At 60.8% G+C, this 25308-nt stretch carries 26 protein-coding genes; 12 read left to right on the top strand and 14 right to left on the bottom strand.

The genetic code is table 11. The features are described 5' to 3' along the window. Window positions 1-56 precede the first annotated feature (56 nt). From RY075_RS06370 to RY075_RS06360, 3 genes are read left to right on the top strand one after another with little or no spacing between them, the layout of a single operon-like run. Complete coding sequence (locus tag RY075_RS06370) at window positions 57-671, top strand: methylthioribulose 1-phosphate dehydratase (RefSeq protein ID WP_109948492.1); 615 nt, start codon at window positions 57-59, stop codon at window positions 669-671. After that, on the top strand, window positions 668-1357 hold the full coding sequence (gene mtnC, locus RY075_RS06365) for an acireductone synthase (RefSeq protein WP_109948491.1): 690 nt from the start codon (window positions 668-670) through the stop codon (window positions 1355-1357). Before RY075_RS06370 ends, mtnC begins: the two co-directional genes overlap by 4 nt. After that, entirely contained in the window at window positions 1354-1896 is a 543-nt protein-coding gene (locus tag RY075_RS06360; protein ID WP_049126737.1) for an acireductone dioxygenase, read from the top strand. The genes mtnC and RY075_RS06360 overlap by 4 nt, the downstream gene beginning before the upstream one ends. Before the next feature lie 53 nt (window positions 1897-1949). On the opposite strand, the gene RY075_RS06355 is transcribed toward RY075_RS06360, so the two are convergent. Together RY075_RS06355 and mtnA are read right to left on the bottom strand one after the other, a co-directional pair. Continuing rightward, window positions 1950-2420 carry an SRPBCC family protein gene (locus tag RY075_RS06355; RefSeq protein WP_045896374.1) on the bottom strand — a complete coding sequence of 157 codons (471 nt, stop codon included), beginning with the start codon at window positions 2418-2420 and terminating at the stop codon, window positions 1950-1952. A 42-nt stretch (window positions 2421-2462) separates the two neighbouring features. Further along, on the bottom strand, window positions 2463-3479 hold the full coding sequence (gene mtnA, locus RY075_RS06350; RefSeq protein ID WP_194514970.1) for an S-methyl-5-thioribose-1-phosphate isomerase: 1017 nt from the start codon (window positions 3477-3479) through the stop codon (window positions 2463-2465). 102 nt (window positions 3480-3581) lie between these two features. On the opposite strand from mtnA, the gene mtnK reads away from it, so the two are divergent. Further along, entirely contained in the window at window positions 3582-4781 is a 1200-nt protein-coding gene (mtnK, locus tag RY075_RS06345; protein WP_045342263.1) for an S-methyl-5-thioribose kinase, read from the top strand. Window positions 4782-4833: 52 nt separating this feature from the next. On the opposite strand, the gene RY075_RS06340 is transcribed toward mtnK, so the two are convergent. From RY075_RS06340 to RY075_RS06325, 4 genes are read right to left on the bottom strand one after another with little or no spacing between them, the layout of a single operon-like run. Further along, a complete protein-coding gene (locus RY075_RS06340) occupies window positions 4834-6075 on the bottom strand; it encodes an LVIVD repeat-containing protein (protein WP_045332393.1) in 1242 nt (413 codons plus the stop codon). After that, a complete protein-coding gene (locus tag RY075_RS06335; RefSeq protein ID WP_022650577.1) occupies window positions 6072-7136 on the bottom strand; it encodes a sugar ABC transporter substrate-binding protein in 1065 nt (354 codons plus the stop codon). Before RY075_RS06335 ends, RY075_RS06340 begins: the two co-directional genes overlap by 4 nt. Before the next feature lie 19 nt (window positions 7137-7155). After that, the gene (locus RY075_RS06330; protein WP_022650576.1) at window positions 7156-8151 is read right to left on the bottom strand and encodes an ABC transporter permease; all 996 of its coding nucleotides are present in this window, start codon (window positions 8149-8151) and stop codon (window positions 7156-7158) included. Then, complete coding sequence (locus RY075_RS06325; RefSeq protein WP_048209159.1) at window positions 8148-9650, bottom strand: sugar ABC transporter ATP-binding protein; 1503 nt, start codon at window positions 9648-9650, stop codon at window positions 8148-8150. The genes RY075_RS06330 and RY075_RS06325 overlap by 4 nt, the downstream gene beginning before the upstream one ends. Before the next feature lie 159 nt (window positions 9651-9809). Between RY075_RS06325 and RY075_RS06320 the strand changes: the two genes are divergently transcribed. The 4 genes from RY075_RS06320 to RY075_RS06305 all read left to right on the top strand — a co-directional run bounded on the left by RY075_RS06320 (window position 9810) and on the right by RY075_RS06305 (window position 12564). Beyond that, window positions 9810-10898 carry an oxidoreductase gene (locus RY075_RS06320; protein WP_047054246.1) on the top strand — a complete coding sequence of 363 codons (1089 nt, stop codon included), beginning with the start codon at window positions 9810-9812 and terminating at the stop codon, window positions 10896-10898. A 57-nt stretch (window positions 10899-10955) separates the two neighbouring features. After that, on the top strand, window positions 10956-11699 hold the full coding sequence (locus tag RY075_RS06315; protein ID WP_017382507.1) for a 3-oxoacyl-ACP reductase family protein: 744 nt from the start codon (window positions 10956-10958) through the stop codon (window positions 11697-11699). A 183-nt stretch (window positions 11700-11882) separates the two neighbouring features. Next, window positions 11883-12185: a type II toxin-antitoxin system RelE/ParE family toxin gene (locus tag RY075_RS06310; RefSeq protein WP_022647393.1), complete on the top strand. Its 303-nt coding sequence runs from the start codon at window positions 11883-11885 to the stop codon at window positions 12183-12185. Beyond that, complete coding sequence (locus RY075_RS06305; RefSeq protein WP_023324295.1) at window positions 12160-12564, top strand: helix-turn-helix transcriptional regulator; 405 nt, start codon at window positions 12160-12162, stop codon at window positions 12562-12564. The genes RY075_RS06310 and RY075_RS06305 overlap by 26 nt, the downstream gene beginning before the upstream one ends. Here RY075_RS06305 and RY075_RS06300 read toward each other — a convergent pair. From RY075_RS06300 to entC, 7 genes are all read right to left on the bottom strand, one after another. Next, window positions 12561-12758 carry a YbdD/YjiX family protein gene (locus RY075_RS06300; protein ID WP_006809671.1) on the bottom strand — a complete coding sequence of 66 codons (198 nt, stop codon included), beginning with the start codon at window positions 12756-12758 and terminating at the stop codon, window positions 12561-12563. The two genes, RY075_RS06305 and RY075_RS06300, sit on opposite strands and share 4 nt — an antisense overlap. A gap of 114 nt (window positions 12759-12872) precedes the next feature. Beyond that, window positions 12873-14978, bottom strand: a complete 2106-nt coding sequence (cstA, locus tag RY075_RS06295) for a pyruvate/proton symporter CstA (protein ID WP_015571172.1) — start codon at window positions 14976-14978, stop codon at window positions 12873-12875. A 149-nt stretch (window positions 14979-15127) separates the two neighbouring features. Then, window positions 15128-15541, bottom strand: coding sequence for a proofreading thioesterase EntH (entH, locus tag RY075_RS06290; RefSeq protein WP_015571173.1), 414 nt, complete (start codon window positions 15539-15541; stop codon window positions 15128-15130). Continuing rightward, on the bottom strand, window positions 15541-16293 hold the full coding sequence (gene entA / locus RY075_RS06285; protein WP_023305663.1) for a 2,3-dihydro-2,3-dihydroxybenzoate dehydrogenase EntA: 753 nt from the start codon (window positions 16291-16293) through the stop codon (window positions 15541-15543). The genes entH and entA overlap by 1 nt, the downstream gene beginning before the upstream one ends. Beyond that, window positions 16293-17147, bottom strand: a complete 855-nt coding sequence (locus tag RY075_RS06280; RefSeq protein ID WP_017382510.1) for an isochorismatase — start codon at window positions 17145-17147, stop codon at window positions 16293-16295. The genes entA and RY075_RS06280 overlap by 1 nt, the downstream gene beginning before the upstream one ends. A gap of 10 nt (window positions 17148-17157) precedes the next feature. Next, window positions 17158-18768, bottom strand: a complete 1611-nt coding sequence (gene entE / locus RY075_RS06275; protein ID WP_023324293.1) for a (2,3-dihydroxybenzoyl)adenylate synthase EntE — start codon at window positions 18766-18768, stop codon at window positions 17158-17160. A 9-nt stretch (window positions 18769-18777) separates the two neighbouring features. Further along, window positions 18778-19953 carry an isochorismate synthase EntC gene (gene entC, locus RY075_RS06270; protein ID WP_109948488.1) on the bottom strand — a complete coding sequence of 392 codons (1176 nt, stop codon included), beginning with the start codon at window positions 19951-19953 and terminating at the stop codon, window positions 18778-18780. A 188-nt stretch (window positions 19954-20141) separates the two neighbouring features. Here entC and fepB point away from each other — a divergent pair, with 188 nt between their 5' ends. Further along, window positions 20142-21101 (top strand): Fe2+-enterobactin ABC transporter substrate-binding protein, encoded by a 960-nt coding sequence (gene fepB / locus RY075_RS06265; protein ID WP_048209166.1) that lies wholly within the window; start codon window positions 20142-20144, stop codon window positions 21099-21101. A gap of 46 nt (window positions 21102-21147) precedes the next feature. Here the strand turns inward: fepB and entS are convergent, their stop codons facing one another. After that, on the bottom strand, window positions 21148-22395 hold the full coding sequence (entS, locus tag RY075_RS06260) for an enterobactin transporter EntS (protein WP_109948487.1): 1248 nt from the start codon (window positions 22393-22395) through the stop codon (window positions 21148-21150). Window positions 22396-22503: 108 nt separating this feature from the next. Here entS and fepD point away from each other — a divergent pair, with 108 nt between their 5' ends. The 3 genes from fepD to fepC are packed head-to-tail and all read left to right on the top strand — an operon-like array spanning window position 22504 to window position 25294. Further along, window positions 22504-23508: a Fe(3+)-siderophore ABC transporter permease gene (fepD, locus tag RY075_RS06255; protein WP_022650567.1), complete on the top strand. Its 1005-nt coding sequence runs from the start codon at window positions 22504-22506 to the stop codon at window positions 23506-23508. Continuing rightward, a complete protein-coding gene (fepG, locus tag RY075_RS06250) occupies window positions 23508-24497 on the top strand; it encodes an iron-enterobactin ABC transporter permease (protein ID WP_072139725.1) in 990 nt (329 codons plus the stop codon). The genes fepD and fepG overlap by 1 nt, the downstream gene beginning before the upstream one ends. After that, window positions 24494-25294, top strand: a complete 801-nt coding sequence (fepC, locus tag RY075_RS06245) for an iron-enterobactin ABC transporter ATP-binding protein (RefSeq protein WP_022650565.1) — start codon at window positions 24494-24496, stop codon at window positions 25292-25294. The genes fepG and fepC overlap by 4 nt, the downstream gene beginning before the upstream one ends. Window positions 25295-25308 lie beyond the last annotated feature (14 nt).

Genomic DNA, 25308 nt, shown 5'->3' with positions numbered 1-25308 from the left:
AAGACGCTTAGACGTCTAAACGATATAAATATTCCTGGCCGAGAGGGTAAAAGGAAATGACAGACAACCTGCAACTCACACACCTGGTCGAGGCCTGCCGCTGGATTGGCGCTAAAGGCTGGGCGCGCGCTACCGGCGGCAATATGTCCATGCGTCAGGATGAACACCTGTGCTGGCTGAGCGAATCCGGAAAAGATAAAGGTAGCCTGACCACCGCCGATTTTCTACAGGTTGAAATCGCCACCAACCGCGCGCCGTCTGGCCGTAAACCGTCGGCAGAGACCGGGCTGCATACCCTCATCTATCGCCTGTTCCCCGAAGCTAACGCTGTCCTGCACGTTCACACCGTCAATGCCACGGTGCTGTCGCGGCTGGTGAACGAGGCCGAGCTGAAGATCACCGGTTTCGAGATGCAAAAATCCCTTACCGGGCAGACCACGCATCGGGATACGGTGGCCATCCCGGTGTTTGATAACGACCAGGACATCGACGCCCTCGCCTCGCGCATCGCCCATTACGCGCAGGAACGCCCGCTTAATTATGGTTTTCTTCTGCGCGGCCATGGCTTAACCTGCTGGGGACGCGACGTGGCCGAAGCCCGCCGTCATCTGGAAGGTTTAGAATTCTTATTTGAATGCGAAATGCGTTTACGACAATGGGAGAGAGTATGATTCGCGCGATTGTGACGGATATTGAAGGGACCACCAGCGATATCCGTTTTGTCCATGATGTTTTGTTCCCCTACGCGCGTGAGCGGCTGGCGGCCTTCGTGACCGCGCAGCAGTACGCCGAGCCGGTCAAATCGATTCTGGACAACCTGCGCGATGAAATCAGCGCTCCGCATGCCAGCGTCAGCGATCTCATCAACGTGCTGTTTACCTTTATGGATGAAGACCGCAAATCGACGGCGCTCAAAGCGCTGCAGGGGATCATCTGGCACGACGGCTACGTTAACGGCGACTTTACCGGCCATCTCTACCCGGACGTGCTCCCGGCGCTGGAAAAATGGAAAGCGCAAGGGATTGATCTCTATGTTTATTCCTCTGGCTCCGTCGCCGCGCAGAAACTGTTATTTGGCTACAGCGACGAAGGTGATATTACTCATCTGTTCAGCGGCTATTTCGACACCCACATCGGCGCCAAGCGCGAGGTGCAGTCTTATCAGAACATTGCGGCGCAAACGGGCATCGCCCCGTCGCAGATCCTCTTCCTCTCCGATATTCATCAGGAGCTGGACGCGGCTGAACAGGCAGGTTTTCGTACCCTGCAGCTGATTCGCGGTGATGATGACGGCGCAAGCCACCACCATCAGGTCCACCAGTTTGACGAGATTAACCCGGAGCACATCCCTTCATGAGCGCATTGACCATTTATTCCGACAAAGACGCCAGTCAGCACCAGTGGCACAGCACCGACGCCGCCGAGATTGCCCAACAGCTCAACGCAAAAGGCGTGCGGTTTGAACGCTGGGCTGCGGATCGCGATTTAGGGCACGATCCCGCGCCTGAAGCCGTGATCGCGGCGTATCAGCATGCGATCGACAAGCTGGTGGCAGAGAAAGGTTACCAGAGCTGGGATGTGATCAGCCTGCGCGCCGACAATCCGCAGAAAGACGCGCTGCGCGAAAAGTTCCTGAACGAACACACTCACGGCGAAGACGAAGTACGCTTCTTTGTGGAAGGCGCGGGGCTGTTCTGCCTGCACATTGGCGATGAGGTGTATCAGGTGCTGTGCGAGAAAAACGACCTGATTTCCGTGCCCGCAGGCACGCCGCACTGGTTTGATATGGGCTCAGAGCCGAACTTTACGGCGATCCGTATTTTCGATAACCCGGAAGGCTGGGTGGCGCAGTTTACCGGGGATGCGATTGCGGATGCGTATCCACGCCTGGCCTGATCTTTTCTCCCTCTCCCTGTGGGAGAGGGTCGGGGTGAGGGCACCAGCGCGCACTAAGCGTTAAGCCTTTTCACATACCCCACCAGCTGATCCAGCACAATCCCCCACCCTTCGTGGAAGCCCATCTGCTCATGCTGCTCACGAATTTCCTTCGTGGGGTGGCGCGCAATCGCCTTATAGCGGGTTTTGCCCTCCCCGGCGTCTTCCAGCAGCAGGATCGCCGTCATAAACGGCTTCTCGGCCGGTTTCCAGCCTTCGGTATAGCCGTCGGTAAAGACCAGCTTTTTCCCCGGGTCGATTTCCAGGAAGACCCCCCGGTTATCCATCCGCTGGCCGTCCACCTCAAACACGGTGTTGAACCGTCCGCCCACGCGCAGGTCGAGGTCGCATTCGGTCACCTTATGGGGAGCAGGAATGAAGAAGTTTTTGATGTGCTCTGGCGTAGTCCAGCAGAGCCACAGCAGATCGCGCGGTGCGTCCACCACGCGCTCCAGTTTTAAGTCTGTTTCAGGATCGAGCGTCACGATGTTGTCCTCTTAAGGGAGCCCCTTAAAGGATAGCCGGACTCAGGCAAATTTCCCTTCCGCCACCTCGTCCGGAGTGACCACGCCCGTATCCAGCACCCAGCCGCTAATCAGCGAGGCGGGGGTGACGTCAAACGCCGGGTTATAGACCTGCGCGTTTTCCGGTGCCCACTGCACCGCGCCAAAGCTTCCGGCGACGCCCGTCACCTCGCTGGCGGCGCGCTGCTCAATCGGGATCGCGTCGCCGTTCGGGCAGTCCGGGTCGAGGGTCGTTTGCGGCGCGGCGACATAGAACGGAATGCCGTGGAATTTCGCCAGCACCGCCAGAGAGTAGGTGCCGATTTTGTTCGCCACGTCGCCGTTGGCCGCAATGCGGTCTGCCCCCACCCACACGGCGTCGACCTGCCCTTTTGCCATCAGGCTGGCGGCCATGGAGTCGGTAATTAGCTGATACGGCACGCCCAGCTCGCCGAGTTCCCACGCGGTCAGCCTGCCGCCCTGCAATAGCGGACGGGTTTCATCCACCCAGACGTTGCTTACCTTGCCTTCCTTATGCGCGCGAGCAATCACCCCCAGCGCGGTACCGACGCCCGCCGTCGCCAGCCCGCCGGTGTTGCAGTGGGTCAGCAGACGGCTGCCGGATTTCACCAGCGCGCTGCCCGCTTTGGCAATCGCGTCGCAAAGCCGTTTGTCTTCGTCAATCAGGCGCAGCGCCTCCGCCACCAGCGCCGGAACATACTCTTCCTGCCACAGCGCCAGCTTCATGCGGTCGAGGTTGTTCATCAGGTTTACCGCCGTCGGGCGGGATGCGCGCAGGGTTTCCAGCGCCACCGCCAGCTCGTCGCGGCTTTTGCCGCTTTCCGCTAACAGCGCCAGCAGCAGGCTTGCAGAGAGACCAATCAGCGGCGCGCCGCGTACGCGCAAAGCGTGGATATGACCGACCAGCGCCTCGACCGTCGAGGCATCCAGCCAGCGTTTCTCCTGCGGAAGCGCCTGCTGGTCGAGAATAAAGAGCTGATTATTCGCCACCCGCAGGCTGGTCGTCTGTAATGTCTGCATGTCGTTAATTCCCTGTTGCGTTGTTGTAGCACATTGTGTCAGGATGAAATCCAGATGTATAGACGTCTACATGTCTTAATTAGCAAAACTGAGGAGCAGGCCATGTCGCAATACCGTACCTTTACCGCTCAGGACGCCGTGGAGTATGCCAGGCAGTTTGGCGGACTTGACGATCCGTCATCCCTGGTAGAGGCGCAGGAAGTGGGCGACGGCAACCTCAATCTGGTTTTTAAAATTTTCGACAGCGCGGGCGTCAGCCGCATCGTCGTTAAGCAGGCGCTGCCCTACGTACGCTGCGTCGGCGAATCCTGGCCGCTGACGCTGGATCGTGCCCGTCTTGAAGCGCAAACCCTGGTCGAGCATTACCAGCACAGCCCTCAGCACACCGTGAAAATCCACCACTTTGATCCGGAACTGGCGGTGATGGTGATGGAAGATCTCTCCAGCCATCGCATCTGGCGCGGCGAGCTGATCAGAAATAATTATTACCCACAGGCAGCGCGTCAGCTGGGGGAATATCTGGCTCACACCCTTTTCCACACCAGCGATTTTTATCTGCATCCGCACGAGAAAAAAGCGCAGGTGGCAAAATTCATCAACCCGGAGATGTGCGAGATCACCGAAGATCTGTTCTTCAACGATCCGTACCAGATCCACGCGCGCAACAGCTACCCGGCCGAGCTGGAAAACGATGTTGCCGCCCTGCGCGACGACGCCCAGCTTAAAATCGCCGTGGCCTCCCTCAAGCACCGCTTTTTCTCGCACGCCGAAGCCCTGCTGCACGGAGACATTCACAGCGGTTCGATTTTTGTGGCCGACGGCAGCCTGAAGGCCATCGACGCTGAGTTCGGCTATTTCGGGCCGATTGGCTTTGACGTTGGCACCGCCATCGGCAACCTGCTGCTGAACTTCTGCGGCCTGCCGGGGCACCTCGGCATTCGCGATGCCGCCGCCGCGCGCGAGCAGCGCCTGACCGATATTCAGGAACTGTGGAACACCTTTGCGGAGCGCTTCCAGGTGCTGGCAAACGAGAAAGCCCGCGACGCCGCACTCAGCGCACCGGGCTATGCCTCCGCATTCCTGAAAAAGGTCTGGCACGATGCCATCGGATTCTGCGGCACCGAGCTGATTCGCCGCAGCGTCGGGCTTTCCCATGTGGCGGATATCGACACCATTCAGGATGAAGCGATGCGTCACGAATGCCTGCGCCACGCGATATCCCTCGGTAAAGCGCTGATTGTGATTGCCGACCGCATCGACAGCGCGGAAGAGCTGGTGGCGCGGGTGCGGCAGTACAGTTGATTTTCTCCCTCTCCCCGTGGGAGAGGGCCGGGGTGAGGGCATCAAACCGCACTCACCCCAGATACTCAATCACCGACAACCCACCGTTATAATCCGTGCTGTAAATAATCCCCTGCGCATCCACAAACACGTCGCACGACTGGATCACCTGCGGGCGATTCGGCCGCGTATCCATCATCCTCTCCGGCGCCGCGGGCACCAGCGCTCCCGTTTCCACCGGGCGATACGGATTGGAAATGTCATACGCGCGCACGCCCGCGTTCTGATACGTCGCGAAGATCAGCGTTGAGCTGACAAAGCTCCCCGGCCGGTTCTCGTGCAGGTTGTGCGGGCCAAAATGCGCCCCTTTCGCCACGTAGTCGATTTCATCCGGCTGCGGGAAGGTAGAGATACTCACCGGGTTCGACGGCTCGCGAATATCAAACAGCCAGATCAGCTTCTCGCCGTCTTCCTGGTTATCGAGCACCGCTTCGTCCAGCACCACCAGCAGATCGCGGTCCGGCAGCGGCAGCGCGGTGTGCGTCCCACCGCCAAACGGCGGGCTCCAGTTACGGTGGCTAATGAGCTTAGGCTGGGTGCGATCCTTCACGTCCAGCAGCGTCAGGCCGCCGTCGCGCCAGCTGCCGTACGCGGTATCCCCCGCAATAATCGCGTGGTGCAGCGCGTAGCGTTTCCCTTCCGGCCAGTCCGGCTGTTCGCCTGCGGCCTGGTTCATCCCCGGCAGCCACCAGCGCCCCGCCACCTCGGGCTTGCGCGGGTCCGCCAGGTCAATGGTCAGGAAAATGTAGTCGGTAAAACCGTCGATCAGCGCCGACACGTATGCCCAGCGGCCACCGACGTACCAGATGCGGTGAATGCCGATGCCGCTCAGCGACAGAAAGCCGATTTCGCGCGGCCTGTCCGGCGTGGAGATATCAAAAACGCGAAGCCCGGCGCTCCAGCCCCTGTCCTGAACGTCGCTGACGGTCTCTCCTACCTGACGGGTGTAGTAGACCTTCTCGTCGGCGAAGCGGGCATCGGCAAACAGATCCCGGGCGTTGATCACCAGCAGCAGGTCGTCATGCGCCTGGAGGTGCACGTTCCAGGTGCCCGGCGGCGCGGGGACATAGCCCGCGGGTTTCGGATTTTTTGGATCGCGCACGTCGACAATCGAAAAGCCCTGCGACACCATATGGCCGATATACGCAAAGCCGCGGTGCACCATCAGCTGCACGCCGTCCGGGCGACCGCCCTGGTCGCTATGGCCAATCAGCCGCATATTGCGGCTGTATTCTGGCGTAGGAAGCATGCTCATTTATTTTTCGCTTCCAGCGTCGCAAACCACGGCGCGATAAAATCTTCCGTCTGGCCCCAGCCCGGAATGATTTTGCCCAACGACGCCACGTTCACCGCCCCCGGCTGCGCGGTCAGCAGCGCCTGCGGGATCGCAGCGGCTTTGAAGTCGTAGGTGGCAGGCGTGGCTTCACCGGCAATCTTGTTGGCGATCAGGCGTACGTTGGTCGCGCCAATCAGCTTCGGATCTACCGCCACGCTCACCTTCCACGGGCTACCCGGCTCGCGCATCAGCTGTAAATCCTGGTTGGAGATGTCGATGCTGTAGAGTTTGATCTCGGTGCGGCCGTTCTCTTTCAGCGCCTTATACGCGCCCTGGCTGAAGGCATCCCAGGTCCCCCAGATGGCGTCGATTTTGCCTTTCGGGTATTTCGCCAGGATCGCGCCCACCTTGTTGGCGGTGTCGCCCTGCACGTCAGAGGAGACCGCGCCGATGGACTCCAGCTCTTTAATCTCCGGGTACTGCTTTTGCAACTCTTTATACGCCGCCTGACGACGCTCCATCGGCGGGAAGCCCGCTACCCACAGCTTGACGATATTGGCCTTGCCGTTGAAATCTTTCGCCAGCTGGCCGAAGGAGAGATTGGTCAGAGAGGCATCGTCCTGTTGGGTAACGGTCACGCCCGGAATCTCGCCGTTGACGGCGGTATCAAATACGGCGACCTTGATCCCGGCATCCACCGCCTTTTTTACCAGCGCGGTGGAGTACGGATCGCGGCCCTGAGACAGGATAATCCCGTCATATTTCTGGCTGATGGCCTGGTTCACGAAGTCCTGGAATTTAGCGTCATCCCCGTTGCTCAAAAAGGTGCTGACCTTAAAGCCGAGCTTTTTCCCTTCCTGAATGGCCCCGGCAACAAACTGCGTGGTGTTGTCGTCTGAGCCGAGGTTGCGGATCACCGCAATGCGAATGGGGCCGTCATGGTTGGCAATGGCCGCCGGGAGCGGTGCGGGCGTGGCCGCGAAGCCAGGCAGAGCGGTGAATAACCCTAATGCCACCAAAGAGAGTGCAATCTTTTTCATTTTTTATCCCGTTGTGTTGTCAGCGTTTTTGTATGTAGGTAATCGCCAGCGCTACCGCGAGCACCAGCCCTTTTATAATGTCCATGGCGTAATACGGCACGGAGAGCATCACCAGCCCGTTCGACAGCACGCCGAGAATCACCGCCCCGACCAGGGTCCCCAGGGCATTCGGCTTGCCGGACCCGGCCAGCGAGAAGCCGATCCACGCCGCCGCCACCGCATCCATCAGGTAACCGCCGCCCGCGTTCACCTGCGATGAGCCAATACGCGAGGCCAGCAAAATCCCGCCCAGGCCCGCCAGCAGGGAGGCAATCACGTAGGCCGCCACCTTGTAGCGCGTGGTGCGAATCCCCGAGAGGCGCGCCGCTTCCGGGTTACCGCCAATGGCGTACATGCGACGACCGTGAGTGGTCAACGAGAGGCCAAGCTGCGCCAGCACCGTCACCACCAGCATGACGATCACGATAGTCGGTACCTGTCCCAGCAGGCTGAACGTCGCAGGGATGGTGCCTTCCGCCATGTCGCCGCTCGGCAGCACCATGTTCTCGGTAATCGACCCGCCGTAACTGTAGGTCATCGCCACGCCCTGGATGACAAACAGGCTGGCAAGGGTCGCGAGCATGTCCGGAATGCGCAGGATGACGATCAGAAAGGCGTTAAACAGGCCGACCAGCGTGCAGAGCGCGAGAGTGATTACAATCGACTCGGTGGTGCCGAAGCCGTGCCAGACGAAGAGCGAAATCACCAGCGCGTTCGCCAGCGACGCGGTGGATCCCACCGAGAGATCGAACCCGCCGACGGTCAGGGAGATCGACACGCCGATGGCAATCACCGTCACGATGGCAATCGAGCGCAGAATGTTAATGATGTTGTTCGGATCGAGGAAGCTGTCCGACGCCAGGCCAAAAACGGCCACCAGCGCGACGACGGTCAGCAACATGCCCCACTTGTAGAGAAAATCGAAAATCTGCTGACGGCCAGACGCCGCCGCGCTCACTGAAAGGGCCTTGCTCACGACGCCGTTCCTCCGGTTGAATAATAAAGTAGTGTCTCTTCACGGGCCTCGGCCCCGGCGATTTCCGCCACGATGCGCCCGTCCCACAGGACGCAGATGCGGTCGCACAGCCCGACCAGTTCGGCAAATTCGCCCGAGGCGTAAATCACCCCTTTGCCCTCGCGCGCCAGGCCGTCAATCAGCTGGAACAGATCGGTTTTGGCCTTCACGTCCACGCCTTTGGTCGGCTCGTCGAATATCAGCACGCTGGCGTCATTACGCAACCATTTACCGATGGCGACCTTCTGCTGGTTGCCGCCGGAGAGACGTCGCAAAACCTGCCCGGGACCGCGGGCGCGAACGCCGACGCGGGCGATCACCTCCTCCGCCCAGCGCCACGCCTGACGATGGCCGAACAGGCTCCAGCGCGAGAAGCTGTTATCGGCGCACACGGCAAGATTCATGCTCACCGGCTCGTCGATAAAAATGCCCTCTTTGCGCCGCTCTTCCGGCACCAGCGCCAGGCCGCGCAGCACCGAGTCCGCCGGGTCGCGCGGTTTCCAGTCCTGATGGTTCAGCTCGCCGTTCGCGACGCGGCTTTTACTGGCGCCAAACAGCGCCTTACAGAGTTCTGTTTTGCCCGCGCCCGCCAGCCCGGCAATGCCGAGAATTTCGCCCTTGCGCAGGTGCAGCGAGATATCTTTCAGCAGCGCGTCGTCGTGCAGCCCTTCTACCCGCAGCAGCGTTTCGTCGCCGTGCGGCGGGCGCGCGGGCGGGTAGATATCGCTCAGCACGTGGCCGAGCATCTTCTCAACGATCGCTTCACCGCTGAGATCGGCCATCGGGCCAGACTCAATCAGCTTGCCGTCGCGCAGCACCGTCAGGGTGTCGCAGATAGCTTTTAGCTCGTGAATGCGGTGAGAGATAAACACCACGCCGATGCCCTGCTGTTGCAGACGTCTTACCACCGCAAACAGACGCTCGCTCTCGTGCGCGTCCAGCGGCGCGGTGGGCTCGTCAAGAATCAAAAAACGGCAGTGATGAGATAACGCCCGCGCCAGCAAAATCTGCTGTTTTTCAGCCAGCGTGCAGCCGTCGATGGAGCGGCGAACGTCGAGCGAAACATCCAGCTGCGCCAGCGCCTGCCGCGCCTGCTGGCGGATGTCGCGCCAGCGGTAGCGGTGCCCTGGCTGCGCCAGCTGGTCGAGCATGATGTTTTCAGCAATGCTTAACCCCGGGATCAGCGCCACGTCCACCTCCTGCTGCACGAGGTGGATGCCCAGCCGTTTGGCGTCCAGCGGCTCGCGGATGCTTACCGGCTGGTTGTTAATGCAGATTTCGCCTTCATAGTGGTCGTGCGTCCCGCACAGCACCGCCATCAGCGTCGATTTCCCCGCGCCGTTGGCACCGGTCAGCGCATGCACCGACCCGCCGTTCAGGGTGAAATCCACGCGCGACAGCGCCTGAAAGCCGGAAAAGGCCAGGCTGATACCGCGCATCTCAAGGCGACTGGAAACCATCCGCGTAAATCCTTCATTACTCTTCTGATTTAGCGAATTTTTCACAGCTCCGGTTGACTGACAACGACGGAAAAGGCATAAGATAAAGCGAAATATTATTAGCCATCCGGATGTCCAGACATAACATCGGGTTAGCGCTTGCTAAAAAAGGACAACTTCATGAGCAACACCGATATCCGCGTCGTACCCGGCCCGGCGAACTACTTCTCTCATCCGGGAAGCCTTGCACACCTGGATAATTTCTTTACTCCGGAACAACTTTCCCGCGCGGTGTGGATCTACGGCGAGCGGGCAATCGAGGGCGCACGCCCTTATCTGCCGCAGAGTTTTAACGCGACGGGGGCAAAACATCTGTTGTTTAAGGGCCATTGCAGCGAGCGTGACGTCACTCATCTGGTAAACGAGTCGGGAAGTGAAACCAGCGTGGTGATTGGCGTGGGCGGCGGTGCGGTAATGGATACCGTCAAGGCCGTGGCGCGTCGTCTGGGCGTGCCGTTCGTGGGCATTCCCACTATCGCCGCCACCTGCGCGGCGTGGACCCCGCTCTCCGTGTGGTACAACGATGCCGGTCAGGCGCTACAGTTTGAGATTTTTGACGACGCCAACTTTCTGGTGCTGGTGGAGCCGCAGATCATCCTTAACGCCCCGGCGGAATACCTGCTGGCGGGCATCGGCGATACGCTGGCGAAGTGGTACGAAGCGGCGGTGCTCGCCCCTCAACCTGAGAGTCTGCCGCTGACCGTGCGTCTTGGCCTGAACGGTGCGCTGGCGATCCGCGACGTGCTGCTGGAACGCAGCGAAGAGGCGCTTGCAGATCAGCAGCGCGGCGAACAGACGCAGGCGTTCCGGGACGTGGTGGATGCGATTATTGCCGGAGGCGGAATGGTCGGCGGTCTGGGTGAGCGCTATACCCGCGTGGCGGCGGCACACGCGGTGCACAACGGCTTAACCGTGCTGCCGCAGACGGAAAAATACCTGCACGGCACCAAGGTGGCCTACGGCATTCTGGTCCAGAGCGCCCTGCTCGGCCAGGACGACGTGCTGGCGCAGCTGGTGGCGGCATACCAACGCTTTAACCTGCCGATCACGCTTCGCGAGCTGGACGTTGATGTAAACAACCGCGACGAGCTGGATAAGGTCATTGCCCACACCCTGCGCCCGGTGGAGTCGATTCACTATCTGCCGGTGACGTTAACGCCTGAGGTGCTGCGCGCCGCGTTTGCGAAGGTGGAATCCTTCAGTCGTTAATTGCGCCGACGGGCTATACCTAATGATGATTCTCTCCACTCTTGCAACGAGGTCATCATGCAGATCGATTTAACAGGTAAAAAGGCGCTGGTTACCGGCGCCAGTCGTGGGCTGGGTCGGGCGATTGCGCTGTCGCTGGCGCGAGCCGGTGCCGATGTGGTTATCACCTACGAAAAATCCGTCGATAAAGCCCAGCAGGTCGTCGATGAGATCAACGCGCTGGGGCGACACGGCGAGGCGATTCAGGCCGACAGCGCCAGCGCGCAGGCGATTCAGGATGCGGTCACGCAGGCGGCGCGCTCCCTCGGCGGGCTGGATATTCTGGTCAATAACGCCGGGATTGCGCGCGGCGGCCCGCTGGAGTCCATGACCCTGGCGGACATCGACGCTCTGATCAACGTCAACATCCGCGGCGTGGTGATCGCCATTCAGGAAGCGCTGGTGCATATGTCGGACGGCGGACGCATCATCAACATTGGCAGCTGTCTGGCGAACCGCGTGGCGCAGCCGGGGATCGCCGTCTACTCGATGACCAAGTCTGCCCTTAACTCTCTCACCCGAGGTCTGGCCCGTGATTTAGGCCCGCGCGGCATTACCGTCAACCTGGTCCACCCCGGCCCGACCAACAGCGATATGAACCCGGAAGACGGTGAGCAGGCTGACTCTCAGCGTCAGCTTATTGCCCTGGGCCATTACGGCCAGCCGGAGGATATCGCAGCGGCAGTCACCTTCCTCGCCAGCCCGGCTGCGGGGCAAATTTCCGGCACCGGTCTGGATGTCGACGGCGGTCTGAACGCCTGATCGCAAATTTACTGTATGCCTCTGTCGCCCGGCAGAGGCCTGTTCGAGCCGCCTCGATGATTCGCGTTTTGCCGCTTTCTCGCGGTTATTCTCCGCTCTACAGTACCTCATTAGAAATTCGGAATTTATCTAATAGTCTTATTATTTCCTTATATTTTGTGTGGGCGTACAGTGGAGGTACGGATGAAGATTGTGTGGTCTAAAACAGCAGAGAAGCAGTTTTCTAAAATCGATCCTCGATATCAGAACCGCATTAAATTCAGGCTGGAGAAGATGGACGATAAAACATCACCTGTCGCGGATATCAAGAAATTATCTTCTCCCGAAAACCACTACAGGTTGCGATTAGGTGATTACAGGGTCATTTACACCTTCGGAGACCCGCCGGGTGATATCTGCTACGTAGTGGCAGTAAAACGCCGGACAACCACTACCTACCTTCATGAGGAGCATACGGAATATGACTATTCAGTTCATCAAGGATGAAGAAGGAAAAAAACAGTATGTTGTCATACCCTACGGTGAATATTTTCGCATGCGTTTAGCCATGCTTGAGTACGATGACGATGATGAAAACGACTGGGAAGACATCCCTTACGAATCAGACATCTACGATAACGTAGGTTTACCGGGTGAAGTGTGCGACATCATGCATAACGAGAACGTCAGCCTACAGGCCGCCTGGCGCATTTTACGCGGCATGTCCCAGCAGGAGGTGGCGGAGAAGCTTGGCATCAGCCAGTCCGCCGTGTCACAGCTGGAAGCGCTGGACTCCCGACCGCAAAAGCGCACCCGCGAAAAGCTGGCGGCACTTTACGGCTGTAAACAGGAGCAGATCAGCCTCTATTTACCGAAAGAGGGTTAACAGCACTTCGCCCCGCCCTTGCCGCCGTAGCGGGCGTCCTGACGGTCGCGGAAAAATTCTTCGTAGGTCATGGGCGTCTGGTCCGGGTGGTTGACGCGCATATGCTCGACGTAGTTGTCGTAATCCGGCACGCCAATCATCATTTTAGCGGCCTGGCCCAGGTATTTACCTGCTTTGGAAAGGGTGTCGAACATAATCAGTTTCTCGTTTGTATTCCCCTCACCCTGACCCTCTCCCCAAAGGGGAGAGGGAACTTTAACACCCTCTCCCCTTTGGGGAGAGGGCTAGGGTGAGGGGGTTTGGTAATGTTAATGCGCCCCTTTCGCCTGGGTGACAATCTCGTCCAGGTTCTCAGGCATTGGCTCATACGGCGTCTCTTTCGCCGTCGGTTTGTCGACTTTCAACGCCGCCAGCGCGGTTTTCAGAGAATACAACGCCAGCACCACAACCACCACCATAAAGAAGATGGTCAGCCCGGCGTCCAGACGGTTGTTAAACACCAGCTGCGACAGCTGAGATTCGGTGTACTGTGCCGGGATCTTACCGCTGTCGATCATCGCCTGGAACTTATTGGCGATCGCCAGGAAGCCCACCTTGTTGTCCGGGCTGAAGGCTTTCTGCCAGCCCGCGGTCAGGGTACAGATCAGCAGCCACGCCGTTGGCACCAGCGCCACCCATGCGTAACGCTGGCGCTTCATCTTGAACAGCACTACCGCGCAGAGCATCAGGGCCATGCCCGCCAGCATCTGGTTGGCGATACCGAACAGCGGCCACAGGGTGTTGATCCCGCCCAGCGGATCGACCACGCCCTGATGCAGGAAGTAGCCCCACGCCAGCACGCACAGCGCCGTCGCCAGCAGGTTAGCCGGGAGCGAATCGGTCCGCTTCAGGTTCGGGGAGATCACCCCCAGCAGATCCTGTAGCATAAAGCGCGCCGCACGCGTACCCGCATCCACCGCCGTCAGAATAAACAGCGCCTCGAACAGAATGGCGAAGTGATACCAGAACGAGACATCCATCAGCCCGCCCAGCGCGCCGTGCAGGATGTAGGCCATGCCCACCGCCAGCGTTGGCGCCCCGCCCGCACGGGAGATAATCGACTGCTCGCCGACCTCATTAGCGATATGCGTCAACGTTTCAGGGGTAATCGCAAAGCCCCAGCCGCTCACCACCTGCGCGGCAGAGGCGACCACGTCAACGGTGCCGGCCGGGGCCAGCACCGCCATCGGGCTGTTCATCGCAAAGTAAACGCCCGGGTCAATAATACAGGCCGAAACCAGCGCCATAATCGCCACGAAGGACTCCATCAGCATGCCGCCGTAGCCAATCAGGCAGGCCTGATTTTCATTCGCCAGCATCTTCGGCGTGGTCCCGGAGGCAATCAGCGCGTGGAAGCCCGACACCGCCCCACAGGCGATGGTGATAAACAGGAACGGGAACAGATTGCCGGTCCAGACCGGGCCGGTGCCGTCAATAAATTTGGTCAGCGCAGGCATGGTCAGGGTCGGGCGCATAATCAGAATGCCGATCGCCAGCCCGACGATGGTGCCGATTTTCAGGAAGGTAGAGAGGTAGTCACGCGGGGCCAGCAGCAGCCATACCGGCAGCACCGCCGCCACGAAGCCGTAGCCTACCAGCATCCAGGTCAGCTGCACGCCGGTGAAGTCGAAGAACGGTGCCCAGGTCGGGCTTTCCGCCACCCAGCCGCCGGAGATAATGGCAAACACCAGGAACACCAGGCCAATGACTGACACTTCACCAATGCGCCCCGGACGCAGGTAGCGAATGTAGATCCCCATGAACAGCGCCAGCGGTATGGTGAAGGCGACGGTATAGGTTCCCCACGGGCTGTGGGTCAAGGCTTTCACCACAATCATCGCCAGCACCGCGAGGATGATCACCATGATCATAAAGGTCGCCACCAGCGCAATCACCCCGGCGGTTGCCCCCATCTCTTCTTTCACCAGCTCACCCAGCGAACGACCGTCGCGACGGGTGGAGACGAACAGCACCATGAAGTCCTGCACCGCGCCCGCCAGCACCACCCCAGCGAGGATCCAGATCATCCCCGGCAGGTAGCCCATCTGCGCGGCCAGTACCGGCCCCACCAGCGGGCCTGCCCCGGCAATCGCCGCGAAATGGTGACCGAACAGCACTTTTTTATCGGTCGGCACGTAGTCCAGACCGTCGTTATGACGCACGGCCGGCGTCATGCGCGTGCCGTCTACGCCCAGCACCGTCTTTGCGATATAGCGGCCATAAAAACGGTATGCGATCAGATAAATGCAGACGGAGGCGACGACGATCCACAGCGCGTTGATCTGCTCCCCCCGGTTGAGGGCGATATAGCCCAGGGCAAAGGCTCCCACCACGGAGAGCACCGCCCACGTAAGGTATTTCCCTGAGTTGTTCATAGTTGTTGTCCGTTGTTGTGAAACAGTGAGATGTTACATTTTGTTTCTAGAACAACGGATAAAATTTAACAACTTTGAAACGCAATAATGCGTGGTCAAACCAGAGATTTACACCACAGTGTTAAGCCGATCACTTTCAGCTGAATGACTTACCCCAACACCATCGTACTCAACCGACAGGTACAGCACCGCCGCCCCTGCTCGTCGAACACCACGATCTCCCAGCTCTGGCTGGAACGGCCCAGATGCAGCGGCTGACACACGCCGCGTACCTTACCGTGTGAGACTGCGCGGTGGTGCGTGGCATTCAGTTCCGTACCCACCACGTTCTGCCCGTCACGGGTCATCAGAAAACCGGCCATCGAGCCCAGCGTTTCCGCCAGCGCCGCCGAGGCGCCGCCGTGCAGCAGGCCAAACGGCTGATGGGTGCGCGCATCCACCGGCATCTCCGCTTCCAGCGTATCGTCCCCGAGGCGGGTATAGACGATGCCAAGGTGCCCCACCATCGTATTCAGGCTGGTGGCGTTCAGCTCCTCGAGCGTTAAATGACGTTTCCAGATCATTACGCCCCCAGCGTGGAGCCGCCGTCCACCACGATATCCTGCAAGGTGATATGGCTGGCGGCATCGGATGCCAGGAACAGCACGGTCGCAGCAATCTCCTGCGGACGGGCAATTTTACCGAGCGGAATGCCAAGCTTGAACTGCTCGCCAAAGCCGCGAATGCGCCGCTGTTCCGCATCGTCGCTGGTCCACAGGGTGCGCTGCATGTCGGTATCCGTTGAACCCGGCGACACCAGGTTACAGCGTACGCCGCTGCCCGCCAGTTCCAGCCCGACTGTCAGCGCCAGGCTTTTCAGCGCCGCTTTCGACGCGCCGTAGGCGCTCATGCCGATGCGCGGCGTGTGCGCCGCGTCAGAGGCCACCGTCACAATCGCCCCACCCTGCTGACGACGGAACTGGCCCATCGTCTGCTGGAACAGGTTGAACGCGCCGCCGACGTTGACCGCAAAGGTCTGCTGCCAGTCCTCCTGCGAAAGCTGATCCGTCGCGCCCATACGCAGAATGCCCGCTGCGTTAACCAGCACGTCGAGCCGCTCAAGGCTGCTGAGCAAACGCCCGCAGACGTCACTCGCCTGCGCCGCATCCGCCACGTCCAGCGTTTCGGTAGCAAACGGATATTCGCCGTGAGGGAAAGCCAGATCGAACCCGGTCACCTGCGCCCCGGCCTCCACAAATGCCAGCGCGGTCGCATAGCCAATGCCCTTACCCGCGCCCGTCACCCAGACGGTTTTACCGGTAAAATCAAAAGCCATCACTTCACCTCGCGGGAGAGCAGCGCCCACCAGGCATCGAGGGTCGGATTTTTTGCCAGCATCACGAAATCAATGTCGCCGTGCACTTTGCGCCAGCGGGCGGCGAGCGCCATCATCCGTACTGAATCCAGACCATAGTCGATCAGGTTTTCATCATCCATCGGCTCGTCGGACTCGTCCAGCAGCGGCAGGATCAGCTCACGCAGCGCGGCTTTCGTTGCCGGAACAGACGGCAGCAGCTCGTCGGTCATCACCACGCGGCCCGAACGCCCTGCCACGTATTTCAGCGACATCAGGTGCTCGTCGCGGGTGAAATCCGCCAGCGCGTCGGCGATAAAGAACGGTTTAATGTCGCGCATAAAGGCGTCGGTGGCGGTGGTCATGCAGCCGATGTGGGCGTATACGCCGGTGATCAAAAGCTGGTTGCGCCCGGTCTCTTTCAGCATCTGCTCCAGCGGCGAGCGGTGAAACGCGCTGTAGCGCCACTTCACCAGCACGGTGTCCGCTTCATCCGGGGTCAGCTCAGCGACGATGCGCTGCTGCTCCGGCGAACGGGTCAGGCCCGGCCCCCACATGTCGTTCAGCAGGGCACGGTCTTCATCGCTCTGATCTTTCGGCTGCGCGGTGTAGTACACCGGAATATTGTGCTCTTTGCAGTACGCGCGCAGTTTAGCGATGTTCGCCACTACCTGCTGCATCATGTCGCTATTTTCGCCCCAGAAGTTCAGGAAGTACTCCTGCATATCGTGGATCAGCAGCGCGGCGCGCTCCGGTTCAAACGCCCAGTTCACTTTACTGGTCGGCAGTTCGGCGGCGGTTGGCAGCGCGTATGCGGTTAATTTTGGAATGGCCATTCTCTGTTCCTCAGCCCCGGGCGCGTTCAGCAAGCCACAGGCGCAACTGTTTCTTATCAACTTTGCCGACCGGCGTGAGCGGAAGCGCATCCACGCTCTCCACGCGGTCCGGCAGCTTAAATTCGGCAACGCCCTGCTCGCGCAGGAAGCGTCGCACCTCCACCGCGCGCAGGGGCTGTTTCACCACCAGGTACGCGCAGCTTTTTTCGCCCAGCAGGCTGTCCTCCATGCTCACCAGCGCGGCGTGGATCACCGCGTCGTGGCGCAGCAGCAGGTTTTCGATCTCTTCGGCGGCGATCTTCTCGCCACCGCGGTTGATCTGATCTTTCTCGCGCCCCTGCACGGTGATGTAACCCTGCTCGTCGATGGCGATCAGATCGCCCGAGCAGTAGAAACCGTTGGCATCAAAGGCGCTGGCGTTGTGTTCCGGGCTGTTGAAATAGCCGCGGAAGGTATACGGGCCGCGCGTCATCAGACGCCCGACTTCCCCGCGCGGCAGCGGGTTGCCGTCCTCATCCGCCACCCACACTTCATCGTCCGGGCACATCGGGCGGCCCTGGGTATTGATGATGCGCTCCGGCGCATCGTCGAGGGCGGTGTAGTTCACCAGCCCTTCCGCCATGCCAAACACCTGCTGAAGCTGGCAGCCAATTTCCGCCGGAATGCGCGCCGCAAGCGTGGCGGAGAGACGTGCGCCGCCTACCTGGAGCAGTTCGAGGGATTTCAGCTGGGCGTTCCCCGCGCCGTCGGCAATCGCCTGCAACCACAGGCTGACCGCGGGCGGCACCAGCGAGGTGACGTTGATCTGATGCTGCTCAATCAGCGGGAAGCAGAGCGTGGCGCTCGGATCGTTCGCCAGCACCACGCAGCCGCCCGCCGTGAAAACGCCTAACGATCCCGGCGAACTCATGGCGTAGTTGTGCGCCGCGGGAAGCGCGTTCAGATAGCGGGTGTGCGCAGTGATACCGCAGATTTCGTTGCTGCGGCGAATGCTGTAGTCGTAGTCGTTGTGCGTACGCGGGATCAGCTTCGGCGTGCCGGTGCTGCCGCCGGAGAGCTGGAAGAACGCCACTTCGTCGGCGGGCGTCGGGTTCGGGATGAAATTGTCCGCCGGGCGTGAAATCGCCGCCTCCAGCGCGTGTTCGCCCTTATCGCCGCGTAGCAGCACAACGCGTACCGAGCGATGCGCATCCACAAAGGTGTTGAGAAAATCATCGCCCGAGAACAGCGCGTGGTCGCGATCGGCAATCAGTACGGCGGGTTTGATCTGCTCCGCGTAGGCGTTGAGTTCACTGCGCTGATGGCTAAAGAGCGCGTTGACCGGCGCGACGCCGATTTGCAGTAGCGCGAAGAAGGTGATGTAGAACTCGGCCACGTTGCCGAGCTGCACCAGCGCGGTCTCGCCGCGATGCAGCCCCTGCGCCTGAAGGGCGGACGCCAGATTCGTCACCGCCTGATTAAACGCGCGGTAGGTGATGCGGCGATCGCCGTCAATTATCGCGACCGCATCGCTGTCCGCATGGTCCGTCAGGATGTGGGTCAGCGGCAGATCCTGCCAGTAGCCTTTTTCACGGTAGCGCCGGGCAAAATCCTCAGGCCAGCGGGTAAAAGGGATGGTCATGAGTATTCCTTAGTGCAAACCAAACACGTTGAGCATGGTGGAGAGCTTCACGCCCGTCTCGCGCCACTCGCCCACCGGGGAAGAAGCAGGCACAATGCCCGCGCCGGCAAACAGGCGAACGGTATTTTGATGCAGCCGCGCGCAGCGGATAGTTACCACCCACTCGCCGTTACCTTCGCTGTCGCACCAGCCAACGATGCCGCCGAACAGTTCGCGGTCGAAGGGCTCCAGCTCGGCAATGAGTTCTTTTGCCGCCTGATGCGGGAAACCGCTCAGGGCCGGGGTCGGGTGCAGCAGGCAGGCCAGCGTCAGGGCGTTCTCGTTTTCACGCGCGTCACCCTCAACCGGCGTGGCCAGATGCCACAGCGTTGGGGTGGTAATGAGCTGCGGGGAAGCCGGCATGCTCAGATGATGGCTGCGCGGTTCCAGAATGGTTTTCATCGCCTGGGTTACCAGGTCGTGCTCGTGACGGTCTTTTTCGGAGGCCAGCAGCTTAGTGCCCGCTTCGCGATCCAGCACATCGTCCGGCTGACGGCGCGCAGAGCCCGCCAGCGGCAGCGAACTAAAGTGCGCGCCCTCTTTACGCAGCAGCAGTTCCGGGCTGGCGCCCAGCAGCACGCCGCCGTCTTCCAGCGGTACGTGGAAGTTAAAGCTCGCCGGGTTCTGGGCGATAAGACGCTCCATCAGCGCGCTGCTATCAATCTGTTTGTCGGTGGCAATATCAATCAGGCGCGACAGCACCACCTTATTCACCTGCGGCGTGGCGGTGAGCGACGCGGCGCGAGCAACCATCTCCTCGAAAACCGGCTGCGGCGGGATCTCGGTGCGCTGTTGCACGTTCAGCGTCTGCGCGCCGGAGGCGTAGCGTGCGGACTGCTGACGCGCCGGGCGGGAGAAGGTTTGCCAGCGTTGCGGAATAAACAGCGATGACGGTTTGCGGGTATCGAAGGGGATCGCCCCTACCATCACCGGATGGGCAATGCCGCTGTTTTTCGCATTCCGGAAAGCCTGAGCTAATTTCTGCTGAAAGGGACCCGCCGGATCGTCACCGCCTACGGAGGGTTCAGAAAAACGGGCAAAACAGCCGGACGTGGTAAAACTGCGGTAAGGCGACATAAAGAAAAAGCTATCTGCTTGCAGCGTAGTCGCGGTGTGCTGAACTTCCTCAGCCAGGGACGTGTCCATATCATCCTCCTTAAAATGATAAAAGAAGCAATAATGATTATCATTTATATTTTCGTCGGCTAACCTAATCCCACATCGCCCCGCTGTCAACCGTCGGGCAAATAACTTGTGCGACAAACGCTTGCATCCCTTCCCTACAGCCCTGAAAATGAGAAGCATTATCTTCAATAAAATCAGGATGCCGCTCTGTGAAAATCGCTGCCGTTTGCCGCAATGCCCTTCTTTTAACAGGACTTTTTGTTTTAGGACTAACCTCAGCCGCCGCCGACGACTGGCCGCGCCAGGTCTCCGACAGCCGCGGCGTTCACACGCTTGAGAGCAAACCGACGCGCATTGTCTCCACCAGCGTGACCTTAACCGGCTCCCTGCTGGCCATTGACGCGCCGGTCATTGCCAGCGGTGCGACCACGCCGAACAACCGCGTGGCGGATGCGCAGGGCTTTTTACGTCAGTGGGGCGATATCGCGAAGCAGCGTAAGGTTGCCCGGCTGTACATCGGCGAGCCGAGCGCCGAAGCGGTCGCGGCCCAGATGCCGGACCTGATTTTGATCAGCGCCACAGGCGGGGATTCCGCGCTTGCGCTCTACGAGCAGCTTTCCGCCATCGCGCCGACGCTTATCATCAATTACGACGACAAAAGCTGGCAGGAACTGCTGACCCAGCTGGGGACGATCACCGGGCAGGAGACACAGGCCGCAGAGCGCATCGCTGCCTTCGATAAACAGCTCGCCCAGGTGAAGCAGCAGATGAAGCTGCCGCCACAGCCGGTGAACGCCATCGTTTACACCGCCGCGGCACACACGGCGAACCTGTGGACGACAGACTCCGCGCAGGGCAAGCTGCTGCACCAGCTGGGCTTTACGCTGGCGGACCTGCCTGCCGGTTTGCAGACCTCAACAAGCCAGGGCAAGCGCCACGACATTATTCAGCTGGGTGGAGAAAATCTGGCGACGGGGCTGAACGGCGAAGGGCTGTTCGTGTTTGCCGGCGACCAGAAAGACGTGAATGCGATTTACGCCAATCCGCTGCTGGCGCATCTGCCGTCGGTGAAGAACAAGCGCGTCTGGGCGCTGGGAACGGAGACGTTCCGCCTGGATTATTACAGCGCGATGCTGGTGTTAGACAGATTGAATGCGTTGTTTAAGTAGGCATTTTTCCTCCCTCTCCCCGTGGGAGAGGGCCGGGGTGAGGGCATCAGGCCGCACCGTCGTTCAACGCGACCTCCTGCCTGAACCGCCGCAATTCCACCAGCGTCACCAGTAAGATCGCGCCAATCATCGCTAACACAAACCCGCTGCTGCTCGCCGACGCCACCGGGGTCATTATCGCCCCCATCCCGCCGAGGATCGCCGCGCCAATTGCATCGCCCGTCACGTTCTGCGCGGTCCACAGGCCGTTAATGCGCCCGAGCATCCCTTCCGGCGTCTGGGTCTGGATCAGGGTGTACTGTAAAAGCGAGCTGACCGCGCTCAGCCAGCCAAAAATCACCAGACACATCACCCCCAGCGCCCACACCGGCATCAGGCTGAAGAAACCAATCGCGATAAACGAGGCCAGCGTCGCCACCAGCATGATCAGCCCCGGTCTCGCGCTCTGCGCCAGGTTGCCGCTGGTCAGCGCCCCACACGCGGCGCCGAGCGGAATGGCGGCGTACAGCACGCCAATCTCTGAGGCGCTCATCTGCCACTCGCCCGCCAGCGCCGGGTACAGCACGCGCACGGCGCTCGCCATCGTCAGCAGGCCGCCGAGCAGCGCAATGCCGCCAATCAGCGGGTTGCTGAACAGAAAACGAATCGCGGCCATCAGGGACTTCAGCGGGTGCTCGCGCGGCTGCGGCGGCGGGGGCAGGAGCGGCAGACGCAGTAACGTCAGGGTGGTGATAAAGGTGCCCGCCGCGGCAAGGCCGTAGTTCCACGCCACGTTGCCGGTGGCCAGCAGCAGGCCGCCGACCATCGGCGAAATCACCGAGCCGAGGCGCACGGTGAGCATGGTGATCGCCCCCGCCTGCATCAGGTTCTCGCGCCCCACCAGCGCGGGCGTTGCCGCCAGCAGCGCCGTCACGCCGAGCGAGGCGAAAAAACCATCCCACAGGCCAAGGGCATAAATCGCCATCAGCGACGGCTCCGGCAGCATGGCGTTCAGACACAGCCCGATAAAGCCCACCCCGCAGGTGCCGCGCGCCAGCAGGATCAGCTTCTTACGCTCGTAGCGATCCGCCAGCACGCCGCCGACCATCAGGCCGATAAACATCGCCCCGCCGGTTAAGGTGACGGATAGCCCTACCAGCCAGCTGGAGTGAGTGATGGTCTGGATTTGCACCGGCACGGCCACACCAAGCAGACCGAGGGACAAAATGGAGATAAAGCGAGCGATAAAAACGGCGCGATACGCCGGGTGTGTTTTGAGCAGGCTGAGGTTAAGCAGCCAGGATTTTTGATTCATGACAAAGCCTTGAGTCTATTTCTACCCATTCCATGGGCGCACATGCTAACATAGCCAAATAAGATAGATAACGATAATCACTATCATTATCAAATCATGGATGTTGCTATGTCGTTTTCCTCTTCTGCGGTGCGCGCCCTTGCCGTGCCCGTTTTATTGCTACTGCTAATCCTTGCGATTGCACTCAGCCTGCTGGTCGGCGCAAAACCGCTGCCCGCGTCCGTTATTGTCGATGCGCTATCCGGTACCTGTCAGAGCGCCGACTGCACCATCGTGCTCGACGCTCGCCTGCCCCGCACCCTTGCCGGCCTGCTGGCCGGTGGTGCGCTCGGCCTTGCCGGTGCCCTGATGCAAACCCTCACCCGCAACCCGCTGGCGGACCCTGGCATTCTCGGCGTGAACTCTGGTGCCAGTTTCGCCATTGTGCTCGGCGCGGCGCTGTTTGGTTTCACCTCTCCGTCTGAACAGCTGGTGATGGCCTTCTGCGGCGCGCTGGCCGCCTCGCTGGTGGTGGCGTTTACCGGCAGCCAGGGCGGCGGACAGCTCAGCCCGGTACGCTTAACGCTGGCGGGCGTAGCGCTCGCGGCGGTACTGGAAGGCTTGTCCAACGGCATCGCCCTGCTCAACCCGGACGTGTATGACCAGCTGCGCTTCTGGCAGGCGGGTTCGCTGGATATTCGTACCCTTGAAACCTTAAAAGTGGTGGTGATCCCGGCGAGCGTCGCTGCCGCCGTGGCGCTCTGTTTAAGCCGGGCGCTGAACAGCCTGAGCCTCGGCAGTGACACCGCGACCGCCCTCGGCAACCGCGTGGCGCGTACGCAGCTGACGGGCCTGCTTGCCATCACCGTGCTGTGCGGCAGCGCGACCGCCGTAGTCGGCCCGATTGCCTTTATCGGCCTGATGATGCCGCACATGGCGCGCTGGCTGGTGGGGGCGGATCACCGCTGGTCCCTCCCGGTAACGCTGCTGGCGACCCCTGCCCTGCTGCTGTTTGCCGACGTGCTGGGCCGCCTGCTGGTGCCGGGCGAACTGCGTGTCTCGGTGGTCAGCGCCTTTATCGGCGCGCCGGTGCTGATCTTCCTGGTACGACGCAGACGCGGGGGTGGCGCATGATGGCCCCGTCACGTCGTTTACTCACCAGCGTCGCCCTGCTGGTCGTCGCCTGTCTGCTGCTGGCGGTCTGGAGCCTGCAAAGCGGTGCCGTAACGCTTGATTTCGCGCAGGTCTTTCACGCTCTCACCGGCAGCGCGCCGCGTAACATCACCATGGTGGTCACCGAATGGCGACTGCCGCGCGTGGCAATGGCGATCCTGGTTGGCGCGGCGCTTGGCGTCAGCGGCGCGATATTCCAGTCGCTGATGCGTAACCCCCTCGGCAGCCCGGACGTGATGGGCCTGAATACCGGCGCGTGGAGCGGCGTGCTGGTGGCGATGGTGCTGTTCGGGCAGCATCTCACGGCCATTACCTTTACGGCGATGGCGGGCGGCATTCTCACCTCCCTGCTTATCTGGGCCCTGGCCTGGCGCAACGGCATCGACACCTTCCGCCTGATCATCATCGGGATCGGCATCCGCGCGATGCTGATGGCGTTTAACACCTGGCTTCTGCTACAGGCGTCGCTGGAAACCGCACTCTCCGCCGGACTGTGGTACGCCGGTTCCCTCAACGGTCTGACGTGGGTAAAAACCTGGCCCGCCGCGCCGCTGATTATCCTGATGTTTATCGGCGCGTTGCTGCTGGTCAGGCGCATGCGGCTGCTGGAGATGGGCGACGACAGCGCCTGCGCGCTGGGCGTGAGCGTAGAGCGCTCGCGCCTGATGCTGATGCTGGTGGCGGTCTTGCTGACCGCAGCGTCTACCGCCATCGCCGGGCCGATCTCGTTTATTGCCCTTGTCGCGCCGCATATCGCGCGGCGACTTAGCGGCACCGCGCGCTGGGGATTAACCCAGGCGGCGCTGTGCGGTGCAGTATTACTGCTGGCCGCCGATCTCTGCGCCCAGCGGCTGTTTACGCCTTATCAACTGCCGGTGGGCGTGGTGACCGTCAGCCTCGGCGGGATTTACCTCATCGTCTTGCTCGTTCAGGAGTCACGCAAGAAATGACAGATTTAACCACCCGCTTGCGCGGCGAAAACTTGACCCTCGGCTACGGCAAAAAAATCATTGCCCGGGACTTATCCGTTGCCATTCCGGACGGCCACTTCACCGCCATTATCGGGCCAAACGGCTGCGGCAAATCAACATTGCTGCGCACGCTGAGCCGCCTGATGTCGCCGGTTGAGGGCAGCGTGTTCCTCGACGGGGAGCAGATCCAGCGCTTCGCCAGCAAAGAGGTGGCGCGCCGAATTGGTCTGCTGGCGCAAAACGCCACCACGCCGGGGGATATTACCGTGCAGGAGCTGGTCTCCCGCGGGCGCTATCCGCACCAGCCGCTGTTTACCCGCTGGCGCAAGGAGGACGACGAGGCCGTGAAGCGCGCGATGCAGGCGACGGGCATCACCGAGCTGGCCCAGCAAAGCGTCGATACCCTCTCCGGCGGACAGCGCCAGCGCGCGTGGATCGCAATGGTGCTGGCGCAGGAAACCTCGATCATGCTGCTGGACGAGCCGACGACCTGGCTGGATATCAGCCATCAGATTGACCTGCTGGAGCTGCTGAGCGAGCTGAACCGTACGCAGGGGTACACCCTGGCGGCGGTGTTGCACGACTTAAACCAGGCGTGCCGCTACGCGACGCATCTGATTGCGCTGCGCGACGGCGAGATTGTGGCGCAGGGCGCGCCGAAGGAGATTGTTACGCCAGAGCTGATCGCGCGGATCTACGGCATGCGCTGCATGATTATTGACGATCCGGTGGCGGGTACGCCGTTGGTGGTGCCGCTTGGAAAACGTGCGGTCTGATGCCCTCACCCCGG

Origin of the sequence: Enterobacter sp. JJBC (genome assembly GCF_036936505.1) — a bacterium.
Lineage (GTDB): Bacteria > Pseudomonadota > Gammaproteobacteria > Enterobacterales > Enterobacteriaceae > Enterobacter > Enterobacter hormaechei_C.
This window is presented reverse-complemented; position numbering and strand designations above follow the sequence as displayed.

Excerpts from the sequence above, each read along its gene's own strand:
- entS (WP_109948487.1), bottom strand. The coding sequence starts at position 22,395 with ATGAATCAAAAATCCTGGCTGCTTAACCTCAGCCTGCTCAAAACACAC.
- mtnK (WP_045342263.1), top strand. The coding sequence starts at position 3,582 with ATGTCGCAATACCGTACCTTTACCGCTCAGGACGCCGTGGAGTATGCC.
- mtnA (WP_194514970.1), bottom strand. The coding sequence starts at position 3,479 with ATGCAGACATTACAGACGACCAGCCTGCGGGTGGCGAATAATCAGCTC.
- fepG (WP_072139725.1), top strand. The coding sequence starts at position 23,508 with ATGGCCCCGTCACGTCGTTTACTCACCAGCGTCGCCCTGCTGGTCGTC.
- RY075_RS06335 (WP_022650577.1), bottom strand. The coding sequence starts at position 7,136 with ATGAAAAAGATTGCACTCTCTTTGGTGGCATTAGGGTTATTCACCGCT.
- RY075_RS06310 (WP_022647393.1), top strand. The coding sequence starts at position 11,883 with ATGAAGATTGTGTGGTCTAAAACAGCAGAGAAGCAGTTTTCTAAAATC.
- mtnC (WP_109948491.1), top strand. The coding sequence starts at position 668 with ATGATTCGCGCGATTGTGACGGATATTGAAGGGACCACCAGCGATATC.
- fepC (WP_022650565.1), top strand. The coding sequence starts at position 24,494 with ATGACAGATTTAACCACCCGCTTGCGCGGCGAAAACTTGACCCTCGGC.
- RY075_RS06305 (WP_023324295.1), top strand. The coding sequence starts at position 12,160 with ATGACTATTCAGTTCATCAAGGATGAAGAAGGAAAAAAACAGTATGTT.
- RY075_RS06280 (WP_017382510.1), bottom strand. The coding sequence starts at position 17,147 with ATGGCCATTCCAAAATTAACCGCATACGCGCTGCCAACCGCCGCCGAA.
- RY075_RS06370 (WP_109948492.1), top strand. The coding sequence starts at position 57 with ATGACAGACAACCTGCAACTCACACACCTGGTCGAGGCCTGCCGCTGG.
- entH (WP_015571173.1), bottom strand. The coding sequence starts at position 15,541 with ATGATCTGGAAACGTCATTTAACGCTCGAGGAGCTGAACGCCACCAGC.
- RY075_RS06300 (WP_006809671.1), bottom strand. The coding sequence starts at position 12,758 with ATGTTCGACACCCTTTCCAAAGCAGGTAAATACCTGGGCCAGGCCGCT.
- cstA (WP_015571172.1), bottom strand. The coding sequence starts at position 14,978 with ATGAACAACTCAGGGAAATACCTTACGTGGGCGGTGCTCTCCGTGGTG.
- RY075_RS06315 (WP_017382507.1), top strand. The coding sequence starts at position 10,956 with ATGCAGATCGATTTAACAGGTAAAAAGGCGCTGGTTACCGGCGCCAGT.
- entA (WP_023305663.1), bottom strand. The coding sequence starts at position 16,293 with ATGGCTTTTGATTTTACCGGTAAAACCGTCTGGGTGACGGGCGCGGGT.
- fepD (WP_022650567.1), top strand. The coding sequence starts at position 22,504 with ATGTCGTTTTCCTCTTCTGCGGTGCGCGCCCTTGCCGTGCCCGTTTTA.
- entC (WP_109948488.1), bottom strand. The coding sequence starts at position 19,953 with ATGGACACGTCCCTGGCTGAGGAAGTTCAGCACACCGCGACTACGCTG.
- entE (WP_023324293.1), bottom strand. The coding sequence starts at position 18,768 with ATGACCATCCCTTTTACCCGCTGGCCTGAGGATTTTGCCCGGCGCTAC.
- RY075_RS06325 (WP_048209159.1), bottom strand. The coding sequence starts at position 9,650 with ATGGTTTCCAGTCGCCTTGAGATGCGCGGTATCAGCCTGGCCTTTTCC.
- RY075_RS06340 (WP_045332393.1), bottom strand. The coding sequence starts at position 6,075 with ATGAGCATGCTTCCTACGCCAGAATACAGCCGCAATATGCGGCTGATT.
- RY075_RS06320 (WP_047054246.1), top strand. The coding sequence starts at position 9,810 with ATGAGCAACACCGATATCCGCGTCGTACCCGGCCCGGCGAACTACTTC.
- RY075_RS06360 (WP_049126737.1), top strand. The coding sequence starts at position 1,354 with ATGAGCGCATTGACCATTTATTCCGACAAAGACGCCAGTCAGCACCAG.